Raw genomic sequence first — 25137 nt, forward strand, 5'->3', positions numbered from 1 at the left:
GATATCCGCCGGTCTCCGGCCGTTGATTCACTGGATGTCCCCGGCCGGCGACGGCTGCGGAATCGGCTGTTGATCCGGCCGCCTGGCTGTTCCTCCGGCATCCGTTTCCTCTCCGGGCTCTTCCCGCATCCGGCGGGGGAACCGTTCTTCCAAGATCAAATAAAGCAGCGGAATCAAGAACAACGTCAGGACCGTCGAGACGCTGAGGCCGCCGATCACGGAACGGGCCAGCGGCGCGTTGGTTTCGCCGCCCGTGCCCCATACGAGCGCCATCGGCAGCAGCCCGAAGACCGTGGCGAGCGACGTCATCAGGATCGGCCGCAGCCTGGTGCGGGCGGCGCAGACCACGGCCTCGCGCAGGGCCGTCCCTCGCCGGCGGAGCACGTTCGTGTAGTCCACCAGCAGGACGCCGTTGGAAACCACGATCCCAAGCATCATGATCACGCCCATGAACGAAGTCGTGGAGATCGTGGTCTTGGTGAGGAACAGCATGAGGATCACGCCGGGAAACCCCATCGGCACCGAGAACATGATGATGAACGGGTCGATCAGCGATTTGAACTGCGCGGCCATGACCATGTACACGAGCAGGAGCGCCAGGATCGACGCGAACCACAGGCCCGCGAAGGTTTCGCGCTGCTGCTGAATCTGGCCCGCCAATCTCACGGTAAAGCCGGGCGGCAGTTGCAGCTCGACGAATTTCTCTTCCAAGGCCTGCGCGATGGCTCCCAGGTCCTGATGGATCGGGTTGGCGGTGATGTGGATGACCCGCTGGAAGTACTTGCGCTCGATCTTCACCGGGCCGGAGTTGAACCGGATCGAGGCAAGGTTCTTGAGCAGCACGGGTTCCCCTGCCTTGGTGGTCAGCAGCAGGTTCTCCAGATCGGCGAGGTCTGCGCGGAACCGCTCGTCCAGCCAGGCGCTGATGTAGTACTCGTTGCCGGTCTCCGGGTCGGTGAAGATGATCGGGTCCGTCTGGCCGTTGCCGTTCAAGGAATAGAGCACGGTATTGGCCACGTCGGCCTCGCTGATGCCGAGCAACGCCGCCTTTTCCCGATCCACGTCGATATCCAGTTCCGGGTAGTTCTCTTCCCGGCTGACTTCGATGTCCGCCAGCCACCGCCCGTCGCCGATCTCGTGCATGATCGACTCGACCTGCTTGATGACCTTTCGAGCCTTGTCGAATTCGTAGCCGTAGACCTCGACATCCACCGCCTTCTGCGAGCCGAAGCTGGTCACGCGTTTGACGATTCCGCCCGGGTCGAAGAACATCGCGACGCCGGGAAAGAGCTTCAGCACCTTCGGACGGACGTCGTTCATGATCTGGACCTGCGAGCGGGCGCGGCGGTCCGGCGGGACGAGATAGACCTGGATCAAGGAGGTATGGGGGCCGGTATTGGGGTTGAAGAGGGAGGCGCGCCCCTGTTGGAGGATGCCCGTGCTCGATACGATCGTCTCCAGTTCGCCGGGCCGGATCTGCTCGCGGAGGACCCGCTCGATTTCCGCGACCTGCTGTTCCGTCTTTTCCACCCGTTGGCCGACCGGCGCGCGCACGACGATGCGGAACTGGCTTTCATCCGTCACCGAGATGAATTCCGAGCCGATGAGGGGCACCAACAATAGGGACGCGCAGAAGAACGCGACGACCGCCAGCAGAACCGGCGTCCTGTGGCGGAGGACCCACGTCAGACTGGCCTGGTAACCGGCGTCCAGCGACTCATACTTGCGCCGGGACCAGTCCTTGAAGCGTACCCATGAGCCAGCGGGCCCTCCGGCTCCGGGGCCTTCAGGCTTCAGGAATTTGTAGCAGAGGGCGGGCGTGATGGTCCGGGAGACGAAGAAGGAGGTGAACAGCGAGATTGCAATGGTGACGGTCAGGGGCACGAGCAGCAGCTTGGCGATCCCGACCACGAAGAAGATCGGGAGGAAGACCACGACGGTCGTGACGGTCGAGGCGAAGATCGGCATGGCCACTTCGCGGGCGGCTTCGAGGATCGCCATCCAGCGGTTCGGGGTCTGGTTCAAATGCCGTTGGATGTTTTCCAACTCCACGATCGAGTCGTCCACCAGCCGGCCGATCCCCAGAGCCAACCCGCCCAGCGTGAAGATGTTCAGGGTCTGGCCCGAGAAGTACATGACGACGAACGTCACCATGATCGAGAGGGGAATCGCCACCGACACAATGAGGGTCGCCGTCAGGTTGCGCAGGAAGACCAGGATGACGGCCGCCGCCAAGACCGAGCCGTGCAGCGCCTGCTCGGCCAGGTTCGCGATGGATTGGCGGATGTAGACGGATTGGTCGAAGGAGATCCCGAGTTGCACCCCGGGGGGAATGCCGATCATCTTGGTCAACTGGGCGCGGAGGCTGTCCACGACCTCGACCGTGTTGGCGATCGGCTGCTTGTTGACGCGGAGGTACACGGCGCGGTTCCCGTCGGTCCGGACGACATTGGTTTGAATGTCGGAAGAGTCGGTGACGGTCCCCAGGTCCCGCACCCGCACGGGATTGCCGCGAGGATCGAGCTTGACGATCACGTCGTTGATCGGCTCCGCCGACTTGAACTGGTTGTTGGTGAAGACGTTGTAATCAAGGTTGCCAGCTTTGAGATCGCCCGAGGGCAGGATCAAATTCGACGCCTTGACCGCGTTGACGACGTCCAAGATCGAGAGGCCGCGCGCGTGGAGGAGGCCGGGGTCGAGGTTGATGTTAAGCTGGCGGATCTTGCCCCCTTCGACCGTCGCCGCCGCGACGTTGTTGATCTGCTCGATCTGTGGCGCGATGGTGTTGAACGCCAGGTCGTAGAGCGCGCGCTCGTCGAGGTTGTCGCTGGAGACCGTCACGAACGCCACGGGAATGTTGGAGACGTCGAACTTGACGACGAAGGGTTGCAGCACGCCAGGCGGCAACTGGTTCAGGATCTGGGTGATCCGCTGCATGACCTCCATCTGGCCGACGTTAATGTCGGCGCCCCAGTTGAACCAGACCTGCACGGCGCCGATCCCATACTTGGCGAAGGACTCCACGTGCTCGACGTTGGAGGCGGAGCTGACCGCCTTTTCAATCTGGTAGACGACGCTCTTTTCGATGTCGATCGGCGGCGCACCTTTATAGACCACGCCCACGAACACGACCGGCACCTGGATGTTCGGGAACAGATCGACCGGGAGGCGCTGAAGCGACACGGCGCCGAGCACGACCATGGCCAGCGAGAGCATCAGGAAGCCGATGCGGTTGCGGAGGGCGAGGAGGGTCAGCCACATAGCTGCAAGTCGTGATTCGTCATGCGTCAGGCGTCAAGCGATTTTGATCCAGCCGAATCCGTTTCGAGGGCGCGTTCACGATTGACGAGTTAGCGATTGACGATTGACGTCCTCAAGCGGTTGCGCCTGCACCGGCGTGTCCTCGTGGACGAGATCCTTCCCCGAGACGATGACCTCTTCGTCGCCGGCCAGGCCCTTGGTAATTTCGATCCGGTTGCCGTTCCGGGCGCCCAACTCGACCGTGATCCGATGGGCCTTGCTGCCCTGGACGACGTAGACATATTGCAACTCCTCCAACCTAGTGACCGCGTCGAGCGGGATCTGGATCGCATCGGCATGCTGCCCCACGATCACCTCCACCCGCGCGAACATCCCGCCCTTGAGGGCGAGGTCGGGGTTGGGCAGGTCCACCTCCACTGTCATCGTGCGGGTGTTGCGGTTCAGCGCCTGGACCACGCGGGTCACGGTGCCGTGGAAGACCCGGTCGGGGTAGGCCTCCGCCCTGACTTCGGCCGGCTGGCCGATCTTGATCAACGGCACGTCCTTCTCGACGACCTCGATCATCGTGCGGACCGTGGCGATCTCATGCAGGCTGAGGATGCCCCGCGACATGGTCGAGGTACTGGCGGTCGAGCCGGTCACGTAGGCGCCCGGGTCGAGGTTCCGTTCGGCCACATAGCCGGCAAAGGGCGCGCGGATATAGGAATAGGCCAGGTTGGTCTCCGCCTGCTGCAAGGCCACCTCCATCTGTTTGACCTGCGCCTCCAACGATTCCATCAGCGCAATGGCGGCGTCGTAATTGACCTGGGCCGTGTCCAAGTCCTGCTGAGACACGAATTGATCCCTAATGAGCGCATTCATGCGGTCCAGAGTCAGCTTCGCATTGTGCACCGAAGCCCGCTGCTGGGTCACCTTGGCGCGCGCGGCGGCCAGGTTGGCCTTGGCTTGGTTGACAGCATGGACGTAATCCGTATGGTCGATCTCGATCAGCAACTGGTTGGCTTTGACGAAGTCGCCCTTGTCCACATGCAGCTTGGCGATATACCCGTCGACGCGGGAGAAGATCTGTACGGTCTGGTTCGGAGTGATGTCCGCGGTATAACTCAGTCGGAGATCGACGGCGCCTCTGGTCGGGGTGGTCGTCCCCACCGTGATGGTCCGGCCCTTGCGCGGGTCCGGCTTGGCCCCGGTGCTGAGCCTGAACACGACCAGGCCCAGGACCGTGACGAAGATGATCACCCCGAGCACGACGATGGGATGGCGCGTGAGGCGGCTCATGGGGAGGGAACGGCATTCCTTTCAGCGGTGCTCTTTTCACGCGCGGGCCTGTCGCGCGCGAGACCGCTCAGAAACAACAAGACATATTCCCGCACGACCTCTTCATGCGTCAGGTGCAGCGGGATGCCGAGGATATCGTGCAGGAACCGGTGATGCACGATGATGCCGAAGAAGGCCCGGGCGGTTAGTTGGGGGTCGACGGCACGGAAGGCGCCGTCGGCAATCCGCCGGCTGATGTATCCGGCGAGGAGATCGTAGAACACGCGGTACTGTTGCCGGAAAAACATGGAAGACAGTTCGTGGCCTTCCAGGGCGCTGAACAGGAGCAGGCGCAACATCGTAGGGTCCGCCCCCTTGCGGATGCGAAAACCGGCCAGCAGGGTGAAGAGGCGCTCGTCGTCCCGGTCCGCCACGGCCTGCTCCAGCGCGGCGCGCAATTCCGAATACTGGGCCTTCTCGGCGAGGATCGCGCTGTAGAGCGCCCGCTTGGTGGGAAAATGTTTGAAGAGGAGCGCTTCGCTGACCCCCGCCGCCCTGGCAATATCCTTAGTAGTGGTTCCGCTGAAGCCTTTGGCGGCGAACAGGGAGGCTGCCGCGCCGATCAGACTGGCCTGCCGGTCTTGCGCCGACGCACGGCCGTTGCCGTTGTCGCGAGCCGGTGCCTTGCGAGGTCTGGTGGCGGTCCTGGTCACGGTAAGTGAGTGCTCACTCACCTGAAAGCCTAGCACGCGGTCCTGTCCCGCGACAAGATTTGGCGGAAAGGGGGGAGCGCCATCGAAACTGCGGGATGCACCGATGACGGGAGCCCTTTCTCCGGCCCCGTGATCGTCAGACCGGCATTGACAGTTGCGGAGACAGTCTGTAGTTTTACGTCGGCCATCATGTGGAGCGTCACAAGCGATCCCGTTCACATTTCAGGTCGTAAGATCACACAAGGAGATGCCTATGTCGAGCAGGATGCTCATCGGTCTGTTGGCCTGCGTGCTTCTGTTGCCGGTTTCGGCTTTTGCCAAAGAGAAGGGGAAGGGTAAAGAGAAAGAGAAAAGCGGGTTCACGCTGACCAGCCTCGACATCGTGCCGAACACGAAGATCAGCCTGAAACATGTCTACAGGGGATTCGGCTGCGAGGGAGGGAATCTTTCACCCGCCTTAAGCTGGACCGGGGCTCCGGAGGGGACCAAGAGTTTCGCGATCACGGCCTATGATCCGGACGCGCCGACCGGGAGCGGCTGGTGGCATTGGGTGGTCTACAACATTCCAGCCGATGTCACGGAGCTGAAGACCGGTGCGGGCAGCGCCGACTCGCCGCAACTCCCGCCCGGCGCCGTCCAAGGCAGGACGGATTTCGGGACGGTCGGATACGGAGGTCCCTGCCCGCCGGTTGGGCATGGCAAGCACCGGTACATCTTCACGGTCCACGCGCTCAAGGTCGACAAGCTGGATGTGCCGGCCGATGCCACCGCGGCGCTGGTCGGGTTCATGATCAACGCGAACCGATTGGGCAAGGCGACCCTGACCGGGATCTATGCTCGATAGCCTGGAGGAAGAATTGGCCGCGGCGTGAAGAGGATGCTGCTGGCGAATCGGAAATAAGCGGCGAGGGCGGGCCTTTTCAACAGCCTGTTGCTACTGGCGCAGGTTGGCCCAGGCCTTCTGGTACTCCTCGAAGGAATCGACCTCCATCCAGCCTTTGAAGATCGGCACGGCCTGGACACTGTGGCCCGCGTCGATGAGTTCCTGAATCATATCCGTGAAGGAGGCTTTGGCCAGACTCGGCGCTTCATGGAACGGCCGGTCGGCGCGGGATGCCAACAGGCCGCGGTACAAACCGGTCATCGCCTGAACGCCCTTCTCCGAAAACATCGCCATGCCGATAAACTCCGCATGGGCCTGTTCATGCGACACATGCTGTCCGATTTTGACGATCCGGTGGTCTTCTTCCGGCATCACGAAGCGCGACAGGTAGCTGCGGCCTGGCGCCTGCTCGAACGTCACGAGGTCGGGATTGAGGTGCGGCGCCCTGGCCCCCTGCTGTTGGTGATCGTACCAGGCCAAGTCCACCACCAGCGAAATATCCGCGGGGCTCTTGAGCAACTTTTCCAGGATCGCCCGGTCGAAGATGATGTCGCCGTACAGGACGATGGTCCGCCCGCGCATTTCGTGCTCGGCGCAGAAGAGCGAGAAAAGCTCCCCCGTTTCCTCGTAACGGTCGTTGTCGTAGTAACGGATGTTCGGGAGCGCGATCGCTTCTTTTTTGTAGCCCCGGATCAGCGCGATCTCCTTGATGTCGCAGTCGTTCAAGGCTGCGACCTGCCGCTCCAGGATCGTCTTGCCCTTGATGTCCAGCAGGCACTTGGGCCGGTCCTCGATCAGCGGCAGCAGGTGTTTCTCGAACCCGGCCGCGGGGATGATCGCCGTGATCTTTTCGCTGCCCACCGGGAGGAACTTCTTTTCGTCTTCCTCCATTTGCGGGACGCCGACGATCTCGTAGACTTCCTTCAGCTTGACGATTCGGTCGTTGACCGAGCCCGGGCGCGTGTCCTGCTTGATCACGTCAAGCGCGTCGCACATGGCCCTGATGCTGGCCCGCACCATCTGATTCGCATAGATCACGATCTTGAACCCCGCCTCTTCCAACTCCGCCGCCGTGACGCCGTCGAAGATCGTCGGGACCACCACGAGCGGGACCTTCCCCGACCAGCGTTTCGCGACCGTCCGGAGCTCGTCGAACGTGGGGGATTTGGAATGGATCAGCACGGCGTCGGCGCCGGCGTCGGCGTAGGCTTGTGCGCGCTTCAAGGCCTCATCCTGTCCCCACCCCGCAATGAGCGCTTCGGTTCTCGCAATGACGACGAATTCCGGGACCGTCTGGGCGGCCTTGGCGGCCTGAATCTTTCCGCAATGTTCTTCGATCGGGATGAGTTCCCGCCGGACCCCCGCGTAGAAACTGCAACGTTTGGGATAGACGTTGTCTTCGATGCAGATGGCGGCGACGCCCGCCCGCTCCCGGTCGTTCACCGTGCGCATCACGTTCAAGGCGTTGCCGTAGCCCGTGTCGCAGTCGGCGATGATCGGAATCGAGACGGCCTCGGCGATGTTGCGCTCCACCTCAAGCTGTTCGCTCGACGTGATGAAGCTCGCGTCGGGAATGCATTTCAAGGACGCGGAGATCGCGAAGCCGCTGGCCCAGATGGCGTCGAAGCCGGCGCGTTCGATCAATTTGGCGCTCAGCGCGTCTTGAGCGCCGACGGCCTTGATGATGCCGGGTTGTTTGAGCAGAGCGCGTAGTTTCGCTGCGGGGTGCATGGAGCTGCACTATTACGGAAGACGCGGGGCATTGTCAATATCCATGACAGCTCGCGGGGACGCAAGCCGGTCGACCTCGAGGCCGTCAATTGCGGGGCGCGGAGTCGCTTCCCCGCTCGACGGGATAGAACCGTTGGGCCAAGCTCTGGCTTTCGTAAAAGATGATGCCCTGCTGGGTCTGCGGGTTATAGGTCAGCATGATGTCGGTCTCCGGCCCCTTCCAGTTGAGCGTCTGGATCGAGATGTTCGCGATCTGTCCCGGCGTCCGGTCCAATGCGCCGAACCGCGCTTCGAGATAGGCGACGATGCCCCTGTGCGCCTCCAGGCTCTGATACCGGATGGTGACGCGGGCGAATTTTCCGTCGATGGCGACGAACTTCATCGACTCGACGATTTGCCCGCCGAACGGAGGCGGCCCGGGTTTCCTTTCGTAGGTCACCATGCGGGGCGAGCGATCGACGGCTTGGAAATCGTCCGATTCCTTCAACTCGGCGCCCCAGGGGATGCCCTCGAAATCACGAGGGTCGTTGGTCATGGGGACCGCATGCGCGGTGGAGCAGGAAAGCCAGGCGGCCAGCGCCGCGCCCACGCCCGCGCCCATGCACCATAGGCGGGACGATCGCGGATGGACGTTGCGGTGCAGCACGCCGACCTCCTTCGACAGGCGGGTTACTCGGCCGAATCGGTCAACGCATCGTTGAATCGGGGAGACAGGACGCGGCTTTCGATGAAGACGAACCCGCGCCCGCTCTGCGCTTCGTAGGTGACGTTGATCTCCGTCTGCGGCCCTCTCCAATTGAATTGCTGGTTGAGTCCGCGGATCATCTGCCCCGGAGTCCTGTCCAGGGCGCCATATTGCTCCTGCAGGTAGGCCATCACCTGTTTATGAGTGTCGTCTCCCCGGTAGCGGATGGTCGCACGGGCGAACTGATCTTGCCAGGTGGTCAACGTGATGCTGCCGACCGGGATGGCTCCCAACTTGGCGGGACCGTTCGTGAGTTGATAATCCGCGACGTCCTTGCCCGAATAGGTCTGTTGCAGATCCAATCGGCTGGCCAGCGAATCGCCCCACCGGATGCCGAGAAAGCTGCCGGGGTCGTTGGTCATCTCCGAGGCGGCGGCGGGCTGGCCGGCGAGCAGGATGAAGCCCGCGAGAGCCACCGTTCCCCGGACCCATGTGCGCGGAGCCTGTGGCATGGCGAACGCTAGCACGGTCGGCCCGATCGGCGCAACGGACCGCCATGGCGCATGGAAAGTCTGTGATGGGCCGGCGCGCTTAACGATTGAGAATCGTGAAAGGGCTTGGCTATAATCCGGTTTCTTTACCGACGGCGAGGGGATATGAGCGACGGCAATCAGATGATCGAGAGCGATGTCTTCGTCGAGGCGCTCCAAGAAATCGGGATCGACTTTTTCACCGGCGTGCCGGACTCCATTCTCGGCGGGATCATCGAAACCTTGATGGAGCGGCGCCTGTACGTGCCGGCCACGCGGGAGGACGAAGCCCTGGCGATGGCGGCGGGGGCCTATATGGCGGGGAAGGTCCCGGCGGTCCTGATGCAGAATTCCGGGCTCGGGACCTCGCTCAATACGCTGATCTCGTTGAATCTTATTTATCAGCAGCCCTGCGTGTTGATCGTGTCGTGGCGCGGCTTTCAGGGGAAGGATGCCCCGGAGCATCTCGTGATGGGGCAAACGATGCCGCAGTTGTTGGATTTGATGAAGATTCCCCACCGCACGCTGTCGGCCGGCACCATCAAAGAAGATCTCCGCTGGACGGCCGAGACGTTCATGAAGCAGCGAATTCCCCTGGCCCTGATCATCAAGAAGGGCGTGATCAAGAGTTTGCATCCGTGAGCGGGTGAAACCGTCATTCGTCACCCGTCAATCGTCAATTGCATCGGAGTGTAACAAAAGCAGAAGGTCTACGGTTGACGTTTGGCGAATGGCGATTGACGCTTGACGAGTACTGATGGGGAGACAGTGACATGAAACCTGAAGAAGGGACGATGCAGAGCCGGGCGCGGGCGATGGAGGCCTTGCTGGGGCTGCTGACCGATCAGCCCGTCATCATCTGTAACGGCTTCCCCTCGCGGGAGGCGTTCAAGATCGCCGACCGGCCCACGCATTTCTATATGATCGGATCGATGGGCGTGGCGGCGGCCATCGGGCTGGGCGTGGCGCTCTCGAAGCCTCAGAAGAAGGTCGTTGTGTTCGACGGCGACGGCAACGTCCTGATGGGCATGGGGACGCTCGCGACGGTGGGCGCGACCAAGCCCAAGAATTTCCTCCATGTCGTGTTCGACAATGAAGTCTACGGCAGCACGGGCAACCAGCCGACCTATTCGCGGGTGGTCCGGCTGGATCAGGTGGCCAAGGCCGCGGGCTATGTCAACGTCGAGCGGGTGATCGAGCGCGAAGATCTGGTGTACGAGTTCAAGGAGATGCTCGCCAAGGACGGGCCCAGCTTCTTGTTGGTGAAGGTCAACGAATGGGTGGAGGACGTCGGGCGGGTCATGCACGACCCGCCCGTCATTACGCAACGGTTCAAGAAAGCCATCGAGTAACGTACGACGTACATCGTTATTCGTGAAACGTGAATCGTTGTGCGGAAAAAATGCGGCGGAACGGGTTGGCCGTTCTTGATTCGGTTCACGATTCACGAATAACGCTTCACGAGGTCCAATGATTCTACTCAATCCCGGTCCAGTCAACGTGTCCGAACGGGTCCGGCAGGCCTTGCATCGGCCGGATATCTGCCACCGCGAACGCGAGTTCGCCGACCTGCTGCATCGCATTCAAGACAAGCTGTTGAAGGCCTTTGTGCCCGGCGCGGAACAGGACTACACCGCGGCCGTCATCACGGGGTCCGGGACCTCGGCGGTGGAGGCGGCGTTGATGTCGTCCCTGCCGCAGGGGAAGCGCTCCCTGGTCATCAACAACGGCGTCTACGGCGAGCGCATGTCGCAGATGACGCTCACCCACCGGATGGGCATCCCGGATTTGAAGCTCGAGTGGGGGAAGCGCCCCGATCCTGAAGTCGTGCGGCTCGCCCTTCGCCAGCATCAGGAAGTCCACCTGGTGGGGATGGTGCATCATGAAACGACGCTGGGACTGATCAATCCGGCGAAGGAAATCGCCGACGTGGTGGACAGCCAGAACCGCGTGTTCATGCTGGACGCCGTCAGCAGCCTGGCCGGCGATCCGCTGGATATCGCCGGCTCCCACATCTATCTGGTGGCCGGGACCTCGGGGAAGTGCATCCAAGGGTTCCCGGGCGTGTCGTTCGTTCTCATCCGGCGCGGCTTTTTGCAGCGGATGCGGAGCTACCCCCGGAAATCCTGGTACCTGCACCTGCCCCATTATTTGGACGAGGAAGGGCGGGCGACGGTGCCCTTCACCCCCGCCGTGCAGGTTTATTACGCGTTCGATGAGGCCTTATCCGAACTGTTGGAGGAAGGGGTGGCAAAACGGATCGAGCGGTATAAGCGGGCCGCCAAACTGATTCGCGACCGGATGAAGACGCTGGGCCTCAAGCCGGTCGTGCCGGCGGAGTTTCAGTCGAATACGCTCACCGCCTATTACCTGCCGGAGGGCCTCAGCTACGAGCTGTTGCACGACCGCCTCAAAGAGCGGGGCTACGTGATCTATGCCGGTCAGGGGCAGCTCGAGTCCAAGATTTTCCGCGTGGCCAACATGGGGGCCTTGTCGGCGCAGGATTTGGAAGGGTTTTTGGCTGCCTTTCAAGAGGTACTGGAACAGGCGGCGGTGTCTCGTTGAAGGCCATCATCCTCGCCGCCGGCATCGGCAAGCGGCTCTGGGACCTCACGCAGCACCGGCCCAAATGCCTGATCGAGTTCGGCGGCAAAAGCCTCCTGGTTCGGCACCTGGAGCACCTGGCTTCCCAGGGGGTGCAGCGGGCCGCGCTGGTGGTCGGCTACAAGCAGGACATGATCCGAAACGCGGTCGGCACGACCTATGCCGGCGTCGATCTGACCTACCTCGTCAACGACCAGTATCACCGCGGGAGCATCTCCTCTCTGTGGCTCGCGCGAGGGGAGTTCGACGACGATGCGGTGGTGATGGATGCAGACGTGCTGTATCATCGGGAGATCATGAAGCGGCTGATCCGCTCTCCCCACCAGAACTGCCTGCTGATGGACGAGACGGTCGTTCAGCGGGGGGAGGAGTGCATGGTGGTGGTGCGGGGCGGGCGGGTGGTCGCGCTGACGAAACGGATGCCCTCCGTCTATGATTATGCCGGAGAAGGCGTCGGCTTTCTCAAAGTCGGCCGGCCGGACGCGGAGCGCCTGGTGGGCTCGCTGCGGGCTCATATTGACCGGGGAGCCTGGGACATGGAATATGAAGACGGGCTGCTCGAATTTTTTGATCAGGTCCGCGTGGGCCATGAAAAAATAGGCGGGTTGCCCTGGACCGAGATCGATTTCCCGGAGGACGTAACTCGCGCCGAACGGGAAATCCTCCCGAAGCTGGACTAACCCATTCGGTCGCGCTAGAGTGCCGACAGACAGGCCGACCTCGGGTACGGAACGATGAGTCAGAGTGCGCTGCAACGATTTGCCCAGACCCGCGAGCTGACCTCCGCGATCCTGCTGACGGCGCGCAACGTCTTCACGCCCACGCCCGTTTCGGTGCACACCGGAATCAGCCCGCTCACCAGGATCGCCGGCGTGACGATCTTTCAGCGCGGCCTCCTGACCCTCCAGCGGGCCGGCGTAAACCAGATTTTCGTGTTGGCGGGAGACGAAGCGGAGACGCTCAAGGCCGTCGTGCGCGACGGGCCGCCGATCACGGCGGGAATCCGCTGGATTCCGGTCAGGGAGTTTCCCCTCGACGACCCGCGGACGTGGGAGACGCTCGCGGCCGACGCCAAGGGCGCCTGTCTCGTGATCGGGCCGCAAGCCGCATTCTCCCGAAACCTCATCGAAACGTTGCGCGGCCAGGGGCCGATCGAGGACCTCACGCTCGTGTTGCAGCCGGAGGACCGTCGTCGGATCGGGCCCGGTCAATCGGATCGCGCCGGTCGCGTTGATCGCGCGGTGCCGACCAAGCGGGATCGGCTCGCTCGATTGGCGGCCATCGGGTTGGGAGGGGAACGGGGGGCGCAGGAGGGTTTCACCGGCCGCCTTGCGGCGGAGTTGATGGTCCTGCCGGCCGGCCTGTTCTCCAAGGGCCAGCCGCTCGCGGATTCCCTGCTCGCGCAATCCGGAGAGGAGCAGCGGGCGGAGGGCGACCCGCTCCTGTCGCGGCTTGTCGAGCTCGCTGCGGCGGAACGGCGCATCCGGATCGTTGAAGCGGCCCCGGACGCGAACCTCTGGGCCAGGGACGTTCATGACGCCGGAGACGCCTCGGCGGTCGAGCGGGATCTCTATCGCTCCCTCAAGGGTCATTTCGAAGGGATCGTCGATCGATACTTCAACCGGAAACTGTCGCCGTTCTTCACCAAGCTCTTCTTGAAACTGAAACTGAGCCCCAACGCCATCACGGTGGCGGCGACCCTGATCGGGCTGGCCGGCGCGGCCTGCTTCGGGATGGGAACATACGCAGCCGGGTTGCTGGGGGCGCTGTTGTTTCAGTTGGCTGCCGTGATCGACTGTTGCGACGGCGAGGTGGCGAGGCTGACCTTCACCGAGTCGCCGTTGGGCGCCAAGCTGGATCTCGTGCTGGACAACGTCGTGCACATGGCGGTCTTTGCCGGCATCGCCTACGGCGCCTACCAAGCGCATGCCGCGAGCGAGCAGGCGTGGCTGTACCTGGCGCTCGGCGCAGTGGCGGTGATCTTCAACGCGCTGGCCTGCTGGTTGGTCACGAGGCTGGCGGCGCATCCTGGGGCGCCGGCCGGGGCCTCGACCGCCCGTTGGAAATGGACAGATTTTCTCCTCAAGAACATCGCGACGCGCGATTTTTCGATGGTCGTGCTGCTCTTTGCCGCGATCGGCCGGCTGGATTGGTTCCTTCTCCTCGCGGTGATCGGATCAACCCTCTTCGGTCTGGTGCTCATCTGGCTGGTCTTCTCGGCCCGCTCCCCTCGTGTGGCTTAAGATTCTCCTCCTCGCCGTCGGGGCCCTCACCCTGACGGCCCTCGTCTGGCACATCGGGCCGGCTCGCATTCTGGATGCCGCTTCGCAGGTCGGGCCGTTCGGCCTTCTGCTGGTGCTGATCCCGTCACTGGTCATGTACCTGCTCGAGGCCTACGGCTGGAAACTGACGATGGGGGCCTATGCCGGCGCCGTCTCGTTTCCGCGCCTGCTGGCCATCCGGACGGCCGGCGAAGTCGTCAACATGACCACCCCGACCGCCTATATCGGCGGCGAGCCGCTCAAGGCCTACCTGCTTAAACGTGCGCAGGTGCCGCTCGTCGACGGCCTGGCGTCGGTCGTGCTGGCCAAAACCTTCATGACGATTGCTCAGGTGCTGTTCATCCTGCTGGGGTTGGTGGTTGCGTTCTGGTTACTCGGATCGGAAGGGTCCTCCGGGCAGATGGTAATGGCGTCCATCGTCAGCGCCGGCGTGCTGGCGTTCGGCGTCGCCGGCTTCGTGGCGGTGCAGCGCTGGGGCCTGTTCACCGGCGCGCTCGGCTTGCTGCGGCGCGCGAATCTTCGGGTGGCCTATCTCGAAGCGCGGGAGAGCAAGCTCCAGGAGCTGGACCGGACGATCCTGAATTTCTATGGTCAGGACCGCCGGAACTTTCTGCTCTCCACCGGACTCTATTTCGGCGGCTGGCTTGCCGAGGCCTTGGAGGTGTACGTGATGCTGGTCTGCCTGGGGGTGCCGGTGACGGCGCTCGCCTCGTTGGCGATCGGCGCCCTGTCGGCCTTTATCAAAGGTGGCACCTTCTTCATCCCCGGAAGCCTGGGAGCGCAGGACGGCGGGAACCTATTGTTGGTTACTGCGTTCGGCTACAGCGACGTGGCCGGCATCACCTTCGCGTTGTTGCGGCGGTTCCGCGAGATCGTCTGGATCGGCATCGGGCTCCTCTGTCTGGCCCTGTTGGATGGACGGGCCGCTGTCCCCCAAGGTGAACAGCCGCGTTGATGCTGGTTGGGAGAATCGGTGGTCTGAGGTTCGGTGGGAATCCATGTGCGAAATATTGCCAAATTCTCAATATCTTAGAGTGCTCACCAGGCCACGAGCGGTCTCCCTCTTGACTTCCAAGCGGACCGATTTATTTACCGGGTCGATGCTGATGCTGGACCAGATGGAGAGGGACCGGGTAGGAATCTGGAAGAGCAGCGGCGGCCGGTGCGGCCCCGGCTCGTCCCAGGCCTAGCCCCCAATCCATCACCGTCAACCTTAACCTATCGATGACCTCTCTGGTGAGAGGAGGAGGAGAGCTATGACCACGTATCTGCCCGCATTGATGTCGTCGATCGGTCAGGAATCCTTCGATCGGCAAATCGACCGGATGTTCGATGAAGCGGTACGCTCCTTCGGCATGGCACGGACTGCCTGGGCGCCGGCATGCAATGCCTGGGAGGACGATCACGGGTTCTATGTGCAGGTGGCGCTGCCGGGGTGGGAGGCCAAGGACGTGTCGATCGAAGTCGAAAACCGGGTGCTCACCGTGAAGGGCGAGCGGAAGGACGAGGAGACGCCGGGCCGGACCGTGCATGTGTGGGAAGTCACCGGCGATCAGTTCGTGCGGAGTTTCCGGCTGCCGACCTTTATCGATCACAACAAGGCGTCAGCCTCTCATAAGAACGGATTGTTGACGATCACGTTCCCCAAGCTGGAAGAGGCCAAGCCCAGGCGCATTGCGATCGCGGCCGAGTAAGGGCCGCCCGGTTCGGTGACTCGATCGCAAGGTGCCGAACGGGTGACCTCAGGTTCTTATGCGCCCTCGCCCTCCCGCCTCTGGGTGACCGGTCTTCCGTGAGGCCTCATCGATTTCCACCGTCGGTGAGGCCTTCTTACCCGCGGGGCGAGTCGAGAGGGTGATTTCCGATCAACCAAGACAAGCCGATCAACTCCATATGCCTGATCGGCGGTTCGGCGTGTCGGGGCGACCGGCTCCGCTTTCCGAACGAGGAAGGCGCGACGGGTCCGCCTATGCCGCGCTCCGGCATCGGCATTGCGGCCGGAGCCGTATTGAGTCGAGTGGGAAGGGGAGCACGATGAACGGTGCGAAATGGACAGAACGGATCAAAACGTGGAAGAGCTGGTCCACTGGCGCCGGCAACCAAGCGCAGGGAGATCCGAAGGTGTTGCAAGAAGCCCTGTCATTGGCCTGTCTGAAAAAACTATGGCCGGCCGGAGCAGAGGGGCCTTCGGCCCAAGGGCACGTTCGCGACGAACTGGATCAAGCGGCTAGACCGTGGGCCCACGGATTGTTTTGAAGTCGGCCCAGCGAGGCGAGCGAGGCAGGGCATCAGGGCAACCTTCTTGTTCCGTGGCCGCCGCGATGTCCGGTCGCCTCCGGTCGTCGGGTTGGCACCCACGCGGCACAGGCTGCGATGTGCCGGTCTATGCGCAGGCGCCGGCGACTTTCATGGGACGTTGGGGTTTCTCGAGAAAGGAGGTGAACACGATGATGGATATGAGTTCGGTCATTGATGCGGGTCTTGTCCTGATGGGGTGTCTGGCGGTGCTGATGACGGGAGTGGGGTTGTTATCCTCGGAGTCCGTCTCCGGGTCCAGCACCGTGTCCACCTCTCATGAGTCATCCCACCGTCAGTCAGCGCCGGCTGACATCCCGGTGCGCAAGGCGGCGTGAGGCCGTTTCATCGGCTGATCAGGGCAAGGGGGCGGGCCGTCTGAAGGCGGCCCGCCCCCTTGCCGTTTCCGGCGCCCTTTTCCGCGATCACGTATTCCCTGCAGGCTTTTGAGGAAGGCGCTCGACCATCTCACGGACGGCGCCAACGACGAGCTCCGGTTGGTCGAAGTTGATGAAGTGGCTGCTCTGGTCGGCGAAGACGTGCCGGCTGTTGGTCGAGAGCTTGGTCAGATCGGTCTGCCATTGGAGCCACATGCGGCGGAACTTGACCTGGTCGAGGTCAGACGGCATGTCGGGCCACCAGGTCGGTCCGGTGGCGGTCAGAATAGTCAGCGGCAGATCGCCGAGCGGGTCGGCACGACGGACTTGGAGGCAGGTCTCTTCCAAGGCCGCGGCCTCGTCGGCCATCGTCGCGAAGTAGCGCGTCTGCGCCCATCCGGCGCGCAGCATGGGCCGAATGTCGGACGCCATCTTATCTTCCTGCTGCGCGAAGAGCGGCGGCAACAGGTCGAATGCCATCAAGAGGCGGGTGACGCCCAGCGATGTCACCGCGCCGACGATCGGGAAGGCGATCTTGCCGGGAGCGACGAATTTGCGGAATTCCTCCTGTTCGAATTGGCGTTCGTGGCCCGCATCGACCAACACCATGCCTGCGACATCCGCCGGATGAGTCTGCCGATAGAGCCGGATGATGAAGCCGCCGAGCGAGTGGCCGACGAGGACATAAGGACCGGCGATGCCGGCGCGGGCGAGCAGCGTATGGAGTTCGCGGGCTATCCGTTGCCCGGTTCGCGGGGAGGGGCCGGACTCGCTCCAGCCCAGTCCGGCCCGATCATAGGAACAGACACGCGTGACCTTCGCCAGATCCGGTTGAACGCGATTCCAATAGAGCGACCAGCCGAGACCCGCCGCCTCCAAGATGACAGTGGGACTGCCCTCGCCGAGGCAGTAGAGGTGGAGCTGATGTCCGCCGACGTTGATCAGATCGCCCGGAGGGGGATATCGCGCCTGGTCGATCGCCGTCCCGACAGATTGATATCCTGCGCCGATCATGACGAGCAGCAAGACCAGACCGGCGAGCCGAATCAGCCAGCGCATGGGGGCTATTTTCTACTTGCGTGAGAAGGGAATCAAACGGGGATTATGAAGAGGGGACCAGCGGCCGTATTGGTCCTGTGCTCCCGGAACGCGCAGACCTAAGGAGGATGGCAAGGCAACTGGCAGGGCCTCTGTGCTCGCAGAGCCCGCACGATCAGAATGTGCTCGCTCCATGCGCGCAGTAGAGCCCCTACCAGTTGCCTTGCCAGAGAAAAGAAATAACTCGAAGATTCATAAGGGCGGTGCCGGGGCACCCGTTGCGTTGTCCGACGTGCAACGGGTCGGGACGGCCGCAGTTGGACCAATCACGGGCGTCGCTGTTAGAGAAAGGGAACGAGGAAATTGGCAAAAATCAATTTTGTTGTATAGTCACTGGCAAGTTGTGAAGGTCTGGAGATCTGAGCAGTGAACGCAATCATGTCATCTCAATAAGACCCTGAAAAGTCTCGGTTTGCTAAAAATGTGGTGCGTGCCGCATGGATTCATTTTTTCAAATAGGTCCCGCCTCAGCCTCCTATGAAACAGTTCGAGACGCTAGTGATCTTGCTCACGTGAGGATACTCATTGATCAACTGTGGGCCAAGTATCGGCCCCCGGCTGATCCTCACTTCCTGGAAGATGCCAAGAAACATTTCCATCAGCGTACGTGGGAGTTGTATTTGTGGCATGTGTTGAACTTTTGTTGCCATTCTCCTCAGAAAGATGGTCCGGTAGGACCAGACCTATTCTTCATGTCGGGAGGGCAGAGGACCTGGGTCGAAGCTGTTGCACCGAGTAGGGGAACTGGGCCAGATGCTGTTCCGATGCTTGAAGTTGGAGAGACACCGATTGCGCAGGATGTTCCAGAAGAAGCGATCATCCTTCGTTTCACCAATGCCTTGCAAGACAAGTTGAGGAAGTATGGTGAGTATCGGTCTAAAGGGATTGTCCAAAGCAAGGACAGATTCATCATCGCAATCAATGGATGCGAGGCGAAGGATTATCGTGGCGAGCCACAAGTTCCATATGTCATTAAGGCAACAATCGCTCTTGGGGACCTGCAAGTTTCGTTTGATCCCACTGGGGTGCAGCCTTCGAGGAGCCGTTATCAGCGGAGAGCAGTAGTCAGAAAGCAAAGCCAGCAATCAGTATCGACAGACCTCTTCATGAAGGATGAGTATCGTCCGGTGAGCGCCATTCTGTACTCACCGAAGGATATCTGCAATGTCCCTGAGCGAATAGGATCGGAGATGTATTACTTCCATAATCCTTTAGCCGAAAATCCAATCCCTCGGGGGATCTTCCGGTTCTGTCGGGAATATTGGGTCGACCTTGACCATGAAAGTCTCAAGTTCAGAGATTGGCATTTGGAGTAGGGCGAGAGAAAACCCAGGCTAACCGATGTCGGTTTTGGTAGAGCAGCGGCAACGCCAAGCGGAACCTCGATGGCGTTGGTTTCCGTCCTGAATTGACACCCGAGTTGGTCCACCTGCGACGTCGAATGGAATAGGATGCTCCTTCCAAGCTCGCTGGTTGTTCTTCTCCTGGGAGGGCACTTGTGTTGGTCCAACTGCGGCGGTGGAGGCGGCGCTTTCTCAAGTGCGGCCTCCGGGAGCAAGGGATTGGCACAAGTGTCCTTCTACCCCTTCTGATCCTACGGCCTCTGCGAGCACAAGGGATACCCAGGTTGCTCATCCTTCCTCGGCGGATTTGCTGCCGATGCAGCAAAGGACGCTTAGCCCTATTCCCCGTCCCATAAGTTGTTTAGAAATTCCTTCACCGGCAGGATCGTCACCGCGCCGACCTGTCGCCTCCGTGCTTCGAGACTGACGCAGAGGTAGCGCTTCAGCTTCCGTTCTTCCGCCAGGGCTACAAGCGATTTCAGGTCATTGCTCGACACATTCTCCCGTCTCTTGACCTCGATGGCCGTGTGGTCGCCGAGGATGAAATCCACCTCGAATCCCGATTTGGCCTTCCAGAAAGCCAACGGTTCCCCTGAGACATAGTCGGCGTAACTCTTCAGTTCGTGCATGACATACGTTTCCACCGCCTCGCCGAATTCCGGGGTGCCGCGTCGGTAGCGGCGGCCTTGAACGGCCGCCGCGACGCCGATGTCGAAGAAATAGTACTTCGAGGAGGCGAGGGGCTTGCGCTTTTTCGTCTCGCGCCACCCGGGGAGTTCATACAGGACGAGGGTGTCTTTCAGGATTTCGAAGTATTCGTACACGGTCGTGCGAGGGACTTGGGCATCCGTGGCCACATTCGTGAAATTGACGATCGTGGCGTTGCAAAAGGCCGCGACCTTCAGGAGGCGGCTGAAGGCGGCAATGTTTCTTGTCGCCCCTTCCGCCACGATCTCCTGCTGGAGGTAGGAGCCGGCATAGGCTTCGAGATCCGCCGGAGGGTCATCCGAAAAGTAGATCGAGGGCAACCCGCCGCGGGCAATAAACTGCTCCAGGTCGAAGTGATCGCCCAACTCTCGATAGGTGAGGGGATGTAAATATTTGGTTCTGGCCCGCCCGCCCAGCAGGTTCACCCCGCCCTGGCGAAGCTTCCTGGCGCTCGACCCGGTAAGGAGAAATCGGATTCCCCGTTGCTCAATGAGGCGATGGACTTCGTTGAGCAGTGCCGGCAGCCGTTGAATTTCGTCGATGACGACGATGCGATCCTTCGGGGTGAGCTCTTCGGCCAGGCGCTACGGACGTTGACTGAGCCCAAGGTAGACAGACGTATCCAGGAGGTCGTAGATCCGGGACCCCTTGAAGCTCTGGGCGATCAGGAAGCTCTTTCCTGTTTGGCGCGGACCCAAGAGGAAGTGAGACTTCTTCTCCAGGAGGCGCTCCAGGCTCAACAGGCGAGGGATAACCGGCGGGGGATTCATGCGGGGAGGCTAGCATGCGTCGCCTCTGTCGTCAAATGACATGCCAAATGACGACTCTAGCGACATCGAACGGTATGCGCCCAAAGTCGGTGATGGCCTCTGCGAACGCGAGGGATGCCCACCTGCTCATGTAGGTGTCAAGTCGGTGCTGTGAGCTTGTCCGTTACAGACTCACCCAGGCGACTTCACCCTTCGGAGTTGTGAAAAGTACCTGCTGAAGTCTCGGCAGAAGTGGGCGAAGGTCTTTTAATCGGTTGGTTGGAGCTTGCAGCACGATGACGGCGATGGTGAACCGCGGGATGTTTTGCTGAAAGGCCAGATGGCGGTCCACCGTTACGAAGGCGTCGAATTGCGTTTGGGCTCGTGCCAATAGCTCGCCATTCTTGATTCCCGCCCATCCGCCTCAGGAACGGTGACCACCTCATGGCCTTCTATGTCTTTTGCGAGCCGTCTGTCGATGCACTTGTCGAAGAGGATTCTCACGAGGCTTTGGCGAGCATGCATGCCTTGGCTTCTTCGAGGAAGGCAATCACTTGGTCACGAGTCACTGTCGGGAACCCTTGCAGGAAGTCGTCGATTGTTTCGCCTCCTTCCAAGTATTCAATCAGCGTTTGGACTGGCACGCGGGTCCCTGCGAAAACAGGTGTTCCACAGAGGATGTCAGGCGAGGAAGTGATGAGCGGTGGTTTGCCGTTGTCATGGGTGATCAGGATAGCGAGGCCACGCTTGATTTACAAGCAACCGGCGGGTTGTTAGGATGCGTCGCGTGAAACACCTTCTGGTCCTGATCTGGGGCCTGGTCGGCATCCTTGGGGCTGTTGCGTTGGCCCATGTGGCTGGCCTCCTCAATCCCCATGAAAAAGTGAACGGGCTCTGGCTCGTTGTCGCGGCGGCCTGCATCTATGTGCTGGCCTTCCGCTTCTACGGCCGGTGGATCGCCCGGCGAGTGGTCGAGCTGGACGATCGGCGGATCACCCCTGCCATCCGCCTGAACGACGGGGTCAATTACCATCCCACGAATAAGGCCGTCCTGTTTGGCCATCACTTCGCGGCCATTGCCGGAGCCGGCCCGCTGCTCGGGCCGGTCCTGGCGGCGCAGTTCGGCTTCTTGCCGGGCTTTCTCTGGTTGGTCATCGGGGCGGTGCTGGCGGGGGCTGTGCAAGATTTCATCATCCTGGTCGCATCGATGCGACGCAACGGCCGGTCGCTTCCGGAAATCGCCCGCGACGAACTGGGTCTGGTCACGGGGACCGCCACGGCGGTCGCGGTCCTCTTTATCGTGGTGGTGGCGCTCGCCGGCCTGGGATTCGCGGTCGTCAATGCGCTCTATCGGAATGCCTGGGGCACCTTCACGATCGCGATGACGATTCCCATCGGCTTCCTGATGGGGTTTTATCTCCAGCGGTTCCGTCCCGGCCGGATCGCCGAAGTCTCGCTGCTCGGCGTAGTGCTGTTGATCACGGCGGTGCTGTGTGGCCGAGTCGTCGCGCAATCGTCCTATGCCTGGCTGTTTGAGTTCGAGCGGCCGAGCCTCGTCTGGTTGCTGGCCGGCTATGGGTTCTTGGCCTCGGTCTTGCCGGGCTGGATGTTGCTGGTGCCGCGCGGCTACCTCTCGACATTTATGAAACTGGGCGTGGTGTTGCTCCTGGGCATTGGCGTGATCCTGATGGCGCCGACCATCGAGATGCCGCGTGTGACGGCCTTTGCCTCCGGCGGCGGGCCGATCATCCCCGGAACCCTCTTTCCATTCCTCTTTATTACGATTGCCTGCGGGGCCGTCTCCGGTTTCCATGCGCTGGTCTCCTCCGGCACCACGCCGAAGATGATCGAGCAGGAATCCCAGGCGACGGTCGGCTACGGCGCGATGTTGCTGGAAAGCTTCGTCGGCGTCATGGCGCTGATCGCCGCATCTGTCCTGATTCCGGGCGACTATCTTGCGATCAACACGATGTTGCCGGCCGAATCATTGGCCGCGATGGGGTTTCCCGTGTCGCGGGTCCAGGAACTCTCGCAGTTGGTGGAGGTGGATGTGACCGGACGGCCTGGCGGGGCCGTTTCGCTGGCGGTCGGGATGGCCTCGATCTTTGCGGCGCTCCCCGGCATGGCGGGCTTGATGGCCTATTGGTATCAGTTCGCGTTGGTATTCGAGGCCCTGTTCATCCTGACGACGATCGATACTGGCACCCGCGTGGCCCGTTACCTGATTCAGGAAATGGCCGGACGGCTCTACCAGCCCTTCCGGCGGATCAACTGGTGGCCCGGCGTGTGGCTGAGCAGCGGTCTGGTGGTGGGGGGCTGGGGCTATCTGATCGGGACCGGGAGTATTTCCACCATCTGGCCGATGTTCGGCGCAGCCAATCAATTGCTCGGCACCTTGGCCCTTTGCATTGGGACCACGGTCTTGATCAAAATGTGGAAGTCGCGCTACCTCTGGGTGACGGCGACGCCGATGCTGTTCGTGGGGGCCATCACATTAACCGGCTCTTATGAGATGTTTGGGCTGTTCCTATCGAAGGCGGGGACGCTGGGGGCCGGGAGTCAGGCCTTTGCCCTCTACCTGGATGCCGTGTTGGTGGCGGCGGTGGCGATCCTGGGCGTGATTGTCCTGGGCGACAGTTTGAGACAGTGGTACGGCTATGTGATTTTGAAGCGGCCCTTCACGAGCAGCGAGGTGGCGGCCGCGGCCGGTGCGGGATCGGCCGGTCGCGTGCAAACGGCGATTCACGACCAGGACGAGAGAAACGGGTTTCGACTGCCGAGTGGCGGGGGCTGTTGTTAGAGCGGGCGAAGCAGCATCGTCAAGCGTCAATCGACACACGTCAATCACGCGGAACAAGGTATGGGTCGATTGCATACGGGTTTGTCACGCTTGACGAATGACGATTGACGAATGATGAACTACAGGAGGAGAAAGGCGAGAGAAAAGCACGGGAGGAGTCTCTCCGGCGCCGTCATATTCGATAAGACGAAACAGAGGCGCCGGTTCTAGCAAAGCTTGGTATGGAGGGCGGCGATGGCGGATCAATTTTCATTCGATGTCGTATCGGAAGTGAACATGCAGGAGATGAAAAACGTCGTCGATCAGGCGACCAAGGAGATCAAACAGCGGTTCGACTTCAAGGACTCCAAAACGGAGATCACGCTCAAGGAAAAGGAAAAAGAATTGGTGGTGATCTCCGACGACGACTACAAGCTGAACGCGGTGAACGAGATCATCAAGGCCAAGTGCGTGAAGCGGGGCGTGTCGCTCAAGGCTCTGACCTACGGCGCGATCGAGCAGGCATTGGGGGGGACGGTCCGCCAGGTCGTCAAGATTCAGAGCGGCATCGCCGCGGACAAGGCCAAGGAGATCACCAAATCCGTGAAGGACTCCAAGCTCAAGGTGCAGGCTCAGATCCAAGGCGAACAGCTCCGCATCGTGAGCAAGAGCAAAGACGAGCTGCAGGCGGCGATTGCGTTCTTGAAGCAGAAAGATTTCGGCATCGATTTGCAGTTTACCAACTACCGCTGATGCGCGACCTATCCCGCGGCCTGCCCTGGGCAGCCGCCTCCTGCCTTGTGCTGACCTTCCTGCTTCTGCTGGCGGGATGCGGAAGCAGCGACGCCATTGTCGTCATCGCCGCCCACCCCCAGAATCCGAACATCCTCTACGTCGCCACCAACGACTACATCTACAAGACGCGCGACGGCGGACAGACCTGGGAGAACATCTCCCGAGGGATGACGCACTCGCGCGTGATTGCGATGGCCATCGATCCCGCCTATTCGGCCACGGTCTATGCCGGCACCAAGGGCGATGCGATCTTCAAGAGCCATAACGGCGGGCAGACCTGGGTGTCGAAACGCGCCGGGCTGGACGACGTGACGATCAGCTCCGTGGTGAACCAATTCGTGTTCGACCCTCAGGACGCCAACCACCTCTATGTCGCGACGACGATGGGGGTCTCCGAATCCAAGGACGGCGGCGAGACCTGGCGAAAACGGATGGAGGGGATGAAGGAAGTGCTGATGGTCGTCACGCTCTGCTTGGACCCCACCAGGCCGAACATCATGTATGCGGGCACGAGCGGCGGCGTGTACCGCAGCTTTTCCGGGGCCGAGATTTGGGAAAAGGCCAACGAGGGGCTTGTGCCGCCGGAGCTGGTGAAGTCCAGCCGCGCGCTTGGAGTGACGATGATTGAGGTGGATCGTTTTGAGCCGGACACGGTCTATGCCGCGACGCTCAACGGCCTCTACAAATCGGTGGACAAGGGAGCGGCGTGGAAACGGATCGGCGAGAAGCTGGCCGATCCCATCATTCCCGTGATGGTGCTGGATCGGACCAGGAAGGGCGTCCTCTATATCGGCGGGCGATTTGGGGTGTTGCGCAGCGAGGATGGGGGTGACACCTGGCAGACGTTGAACCAGGGGCTGGCGACGTTGAATGTGCGCTCGCTCGTGCAGAGCCCGATCGATCCGAAGGTGTTTTACCTCGGCACGAATGGCAGCGGCATGTATCGGAGCGAGGATGCGGGCGAAAGCTGGCATGCGATGCCGCCGGTCAAATCCAAAACCTGATTTCGGCAATGTGGCGAGGGAATGATGAGAGGGTGGGCGGTGT

At 61.5% G+C, this 25137-nt stretch carries 24 protein-coding genes; 15 read left to right on the forward strand and 9 right to left on the reverse strand.

Annotated features, from left to right (window positions below; translation table 11 throughout):
- Positions 1 to 27 precede the first annotated feature (27 nt).
- From QWI75_RS04785 to QWI75_RS04795, 3 genes are all read right to left on the reverse strand, one after another.
- A complete protein-coding gene (locus QWI75_RS04785) occupies positions 28 to 3261 on the reverse strand; it encodes an efflux RND transporter permease subunit (protein ID WP_289267553.1) in 3234 nt (1077 codons plus the stop codon).
- 75 nt (positions 3262 to 3336) lie between these two features.
- Complete coding sequence (locus QWI75_RS04790) at positions 3337 to 4539, reverse strand: efflux RND transporter periplasmic adaptor subunit (RefSeq protein ID WP_289267554.1); 1203 nt, start codon at positions 4537 to 4539, stop codon at positions 3337 to 3339.
- Complete coding sequence (locus tag QWI75_RS04795; RefSeq protein WP_289267555.1) at positions 4536 to 5231, reverse strand: TetR/AcrR family transcriptional regulator; 696 nt, start codon at positions 5229 to 5231, stop codon at positions 4536 to 4538. Before QWI75_RS04795 ends, QWI75_RS04790 begins: the two co-directional genes overlap by 4 nt.
- 253 nt (positions 5232 to 5484) lie before the next feature.
- Between QWI75_RS04795 and QWI75_RS04800 the strand changes: the two genes are divergently transcribed.
- Positions 5485 to 6075 carry a YbhB/YbcL family Raf kinase inhibitor-like protein gene (locus QWI75_RS04800; RefSeq protein WP_289267556.1) on the forward strand — a complete coding sequence of 197 codons (591 nt, stop codon included), beginning with the start codon at positions 5485 to 5487 and terminating at the stop codon, positions 6073 to 6075.
- A 90-nt stretch (positions 6076 to 6165) separates the two neighbouring features.
- Here the strand turns inward: QWI75_RS04800 and QWI75_RS04805 are convergent, their stop codons facing one another.
- The 3 genes from QWI75_RS04805 to QWI75_RS04815 form a co-directional block, all read right to left on the reverse strand.
- On the reverse strand, positions 6166 to 7845 hold the full coding sequence (locus QWI75_RS04805) for an isocitrate lyase/phosphoenolpyruvate mutase family protein (protein ID WP_289267557.1): 1680 nt from the start codon (positions 7843 to 7845) through the stop codon (positions 6166 to 6168).
- Between the two features lie 85 nt (positions 7846 to 7930).
- A complete protein-coding gene (locus QWI75_RS04810; protein ID WP_289267558.1) occupies positions 7931 to 8491 on the reverse strand; it encodes a hypothetical protein in 561 nt (186 codons plus the stop codon).
- 23 nt (positions 8492 to 8514) lie between these two features.
- On the reverse strand, positions 8515 to 9042 hold the full coding sequence (locus tag QWI75_RS04815; protein ID WP_289267559.1) for a hypothetical protein: 528 nt from the start codon (positions 9040 to 9042) through the stop codon (positions 8515 to 8517).
- A 144-nt stretch (positions 9043 to 9186) separates the two neighbouring features.
- On the opposite strand from QWI75_RS04815, the gene QWI75_RS04820 reads away from it, so the two are divergent.
- The 9 genes from QWI75_RS04820 to QWI75_RS04860 all read left to right on the forward strand — a co-directional run bounded on the left by QWI75_RS04820 (position 9187) and on the right by QWI75_RS04860 (position 16579).
- Positions 9187 to 9702 (forward strand): thiamine pyrophosphate-binding protein, encoded by a 516-nt coding sequence (locus QWI75_RS04820; RefSeq protein WP_289267560.1) that lies wholly within the window; start codon positions 9187 to 9189, stop codon positions 9700 to 9702.
- A 131-nt stretch (positions 9703 to 9833) separates the two neighbouring features.
- Positions 9834 to 10412: a thiamine pyrophosphate-dependent enzyme gene (locus QWI75_RS04825; protein ID WP_289267561.1), complete on the forward strand. Its 579-nt coding sequence runs from the start codon at positions 9834 to 9836 to the stop codon at positions 10410 to 10412.
- 118 nt (positions 10413 to 10530) lie between these two features.
- The gene (locus QWI75_RS04830) at positions 10531 to 11625 is read left to right on the forward strand and encodes a pyridoxal-phosphate-dependent aminotransferase family protein (protein ID WP_289267562.1); all 1095 of its coding nucleotides are present in this window, start codon (positions 10531 to 10533) and stop codon (positions 11623 to 11625) included.
- Positions 11622 to 12344 carry a phosphocholine cytidylyltransferase family protein gene (locus tag QWI75_RS04835; protein WP_289267563.1) on the forward strand — a complete coding sequence of 241 codons (723 nt, stop codon included), beginning with the start codon at positions 11622 to 11624 and terminating at the stop codon, positions 12342 to 12344. The genes QWI75_RS04830 and QWI75_RS04835 overlap by 4 nt, the downstream gene beginning before the upstream one ends.
- Positions 12345 to 12398: 54 nt before the next feature.
- Complete coding sequence (locus QWI75_RS04840; protein WP_289267564.1) at positions 12399 to 13907, forward strand: CDP-alcohol phosphatidyltransferase family protein; 1509 nt, start codon at positions 12399 to 12401, stop codon at positions 13905 to 13907.
- On the forward strand, positions 13897 to 14901 hold the full coding sequence (locus QWI75_RS04845; protein ID WP_289267565.1) for a lysylphosphatidylglycerol synthase transmembrane domain-containing protein: 1005 nt from the start codon (positions 13897 to 13899) through the stop codon (positions 14899 to 14901). Before QWI75_RS04840 ends, QWI75_RS04845 begins: the two co-directional genes overlap by 11 nt.
- 301 nt (positions 14902 to 15202) lie before the next feature.
- On the forward strand, positions 15203 to 15640 hold the full coding sequence (locus tag QWI75_RS04850) for an Hsp20/alpha crystallin family protein (protein ID WP_289267566.1): 438 nt from the start codon (positions 15203 to 15205) through the stop codon (positions 15638 to 15640).
- A gap of 340 nt (positions 15641 to 15980) precedes the next feature.
- Entirely contained in the window at positions 15981 to 16202 is a 222-nt protein-coding gene (locus QWI75_RS04855; RefSeq protein WP_289267567.1) for a hypothetical protein, read from the forward strand.
- A 191-nt stretch (positions 16203 to 16393) separates the two neighbouring features.
- Entirely contained in the window at positions 16394 to 16579 is a 186-nt protein-coding gene (locus tag QWI75_RS04860; protein ID WP_289267568.1) for a hypothetical protein, read from the forward strand.
- 87 nt (positions 16580 to 16666) lie between these two features.
- Here the strand turns inward: QWI75_RS04860 and QWI75_RS04865 are convergent, their stop codons facing one another.
- Positions 16667 to 17677, reverse strand: coding sequence for an alpha/beta fold hydrolase (locus tag QWI75_RS04865; RefSeq protein WP_289267569.1), 1011 nt, complete (start codon positions 17675 to 17677; stop codon positions 16667 to 16669).
- Between the two features lie 476 nt (positions 17678 to 18153).
- Between QWI75_RS04865 and QWI75_RS04870 the strand changes: the two genes are divergently transcribed.
- Positions 18154 to 19032 carry a hypothetical protein gene (locus QWI75_RS04870; RefSeq protein WP_289267570.1) on the forward strand — a complete coding sequence of 293 codons (879 nt, stop codon included), beginning with the start codon at positions 18154 to 18156 and terminating at the stop codon, positions 19030 to 19032.
- 365 nt (positions 19033 to 19397) lie between these two features.
- On the opposite strand, the gene QWI75_RS04875 is transcribed toward QWI75_RS04870, so the two are convergent.
- Positions 19398 to 20348: an ATP-binding protein gene (locus tag QWI75_RS04875; RefSeq protein ID WP_306417602.1), complete on the reverse strand. Its 951-nt coding sequence runs from the start codon at positions 20346 to 20348 to the stop codon at positions 19398 to 19400.
- On the opposite strand from QWI75_RS04875, the gene QWI75_RS04880 reads away from it, so the two are divergent.
- Entirely contained in the window at positions 20265 to 20576 is a 312-nt protein-coding gene (locus tag QWI75_RS04880) for a hypothetical protein (RefSeq protein WP_289267571.1), read from the forward strand. The genes QWI75_RS04875 and QWI75_RS04880 overlap by 84 nt on opposite strands.
- Positions 20577 to 21016: 440 nt before the next feature.
- Here QWI75_RS04880 and QWI75_RS22665 read toward each other — a convergent pair whose 3' ends face one another.
- Positions 21017 to 21244 (reverse strand): DUF433 domain-containing protein, encoded by a 228-nt coding sequence (locus QWI75_RS22665; protein ID WP_370693617.1) that lies wholly within the window; start codon positions 21242 to 21244, stop codon positions 21017 to 21019.
- A 59-nt stretch (positions 21245 to 21303) separates the two neighbouring features.
- Between QWI75_RS22665 and QWI75_RS04885 the strand changes: the two genes are divergently transcribed.
- The 3 genes from QWI75_RS04885 (at position 21304) to QWI75_RS04895 (ending at position 25094) form a co-directional block, all read left to right on the forward strand.
- Positions 21304 to 23316 carry a carbon starvation CstA family protein gene (locus QWI75_RS04885; protein ID WP_289267572.1) on the forward strand — a complete coding sequence of 671 codons (2013 nt, stop codon included), beginning with the start codon at positions 21304 to 21306 and terminating at the stop codon, positions 23314 to 23316.
- 234 nt (positions 23317 to 23550) lie between these two features.
- A complete protein-coding gene (locus QWI75_RS04890; protein WP_289267573.1) occupies positions 23551 to 24048 on the forward strand; it encodes a YajQ family cyclic di-GMP-binding protein in 498 nt (165 codons plus the stop codon).
- The gene (locus QWI75_RS04895) at positions 24048 to 25094 is read left to right on the forward strand and encodes a WD40/YVTN/BNR-like repeat-containing protein (protein ID WP_289267574.1); all 1047 of its coding nucleotides are present in this window, start codon (positions 24048 to 24050) and stop codon (positions 25092 to 25094) included. Before QWI75_RS04890 ends, QWI75_RS04895 begins: the two co-directional genes overlap by 1 nt.
- The last annotated feature ends 43 nt before the right edge of the window (positions 25095 to 25137 follow it).

The organism is Nitrospira tepida, assembly GCF_947241125.1.
Taxonomy (GTDB): Bacteria; Nitrospirota; Nitrospiria; order Nitrospirales; family Nitrospiraceae; genus Nitrospira_G; species Nitrospira_G tepida.

Excerpts from the sequence above, each read along its gene's own strand:
- QWI75_RS04785 (WP_289267553.1), bottom strand. The coding sequence starts at position 3,261 with ATGTGGCTGACCCTCCTCGCCCTCCGCAACCGCATCGGCTTCCTGATG.
- QWI75_RS04790 (WP_289267554.1), bottom strand. The coding sequence starts at position 4,539 with ATGAGCCGCCTCACGCGCCATCCCATCGTCGTGCTCGGGGTGATCATC.
- QWI75_RS04800 (WP_289267556.1), top strand. The coding sequence starts at position 5,485 with ATGTCGAGCAGGATGCTCATCGGTCTGTTGGCCTGCGTGCTTCTGTTG.
- QWI75_RS04805 (WP_289267557.1), bottom strand. The coding sequence starts at position 7,845 with ATGCACCCCGCAGCGAAACTACGCGCTCTGCTCAAACAACCCGGCATC.
- QWI75_RS04815 (WP_289267559.1), bottom strand. The coding sequence starts at position 9,042 with ATGCCACAGGCTCCGCGCACATGGGTCCGGGGAACGGTGGCTCTCGCG.
- QWI75_RS04820 (WP_289267560.1), top strand. The coding sequence starts at position 9,187 with ATGAGCGACGGCAATCAGATGATCGAGAGCGATGTCTTCGTCGAGGCG.
- QWI75_RS04825 (WP_289267561.1), top strand. The coding sequence starts at position 9,834 with ATGAAACCTGAAGAAGGGACGATGCAGAGCCGGGCGCGGGCGATGGAG.
- QWI75_RS04830 (WP_289267562.1), top strand. The coding sequence starts at position 10,531 with ATGATTCTACTCAATCCCGGTCCAGTCAACGTGTCCGAACGGGTCCGG.
- QWI75_RS04840 (WP_289267564.1), top strand. The coding sequence starts at position 12,399 with ATGAGTCAGAGTGCGCTGCAACGATTTGCCCAGACCCGCGAGCTGACC.
- QWI75_RS04850 (WP_289267566.1), top strand. The coding sequence starts at position 15,203 with ATGACCACGTATCTGCCCGCATTGATGTCGTCGATCGGTCAGGAATCC.
- QWI75_RS04855 (WP_289267567.1), top strand. The coding sequence starts at position 15,981 with ATGAACGGTGCGAAATGGACAGAACGGATCAAAACGTGGAAGAGCTGG.
- QWI75_RS04860 (WP_289267568.1), top strand. The coding sequence starts at position 16,394 with ATGATGGATATGAGTTCGGTCATTGATGCGGGTCTTGTCCTGATGGGG.
- QWI75_RS04865 (WP_289267569.1), bottom strand. The coding sequence starts at position 17,677 with ATGCGCTGGCTGATTCGGCTCGCCGGTCTGGTCTTGCTGCTCGTCATG.
- QWI75_RS04870 (WP_289267570.1), top strand. The coding sequence starts at position 18,154 with ATGGATTCATTTTTTCAAATAGGTCCCGCCTCAGCCTCCTATGAAACA.
- QWI75_RS04880 (WP_289267571.1), top strand. The coding sequence starts at position 20,265 with ATGGACTTCGTTGAGCAGTGCCGGCAGCCGTTGAATTTCGTCGATGAC.
- QWI75_RS04890 (WP_289267573.1), top strand. The coding sequence starts at position 23,551 with ATGGCGGATCAATTTTCATTCGATGTCGTATCGGAAGTGAACATGCAG.
- QWI75_RS04895 (WP_289267574.1), top strand. The coding sequence starts at position 24,048 with ATGCGCGACCTATCCCGCGGCCTGCCCTGGGCAGCCGCCTCCTGCCTT.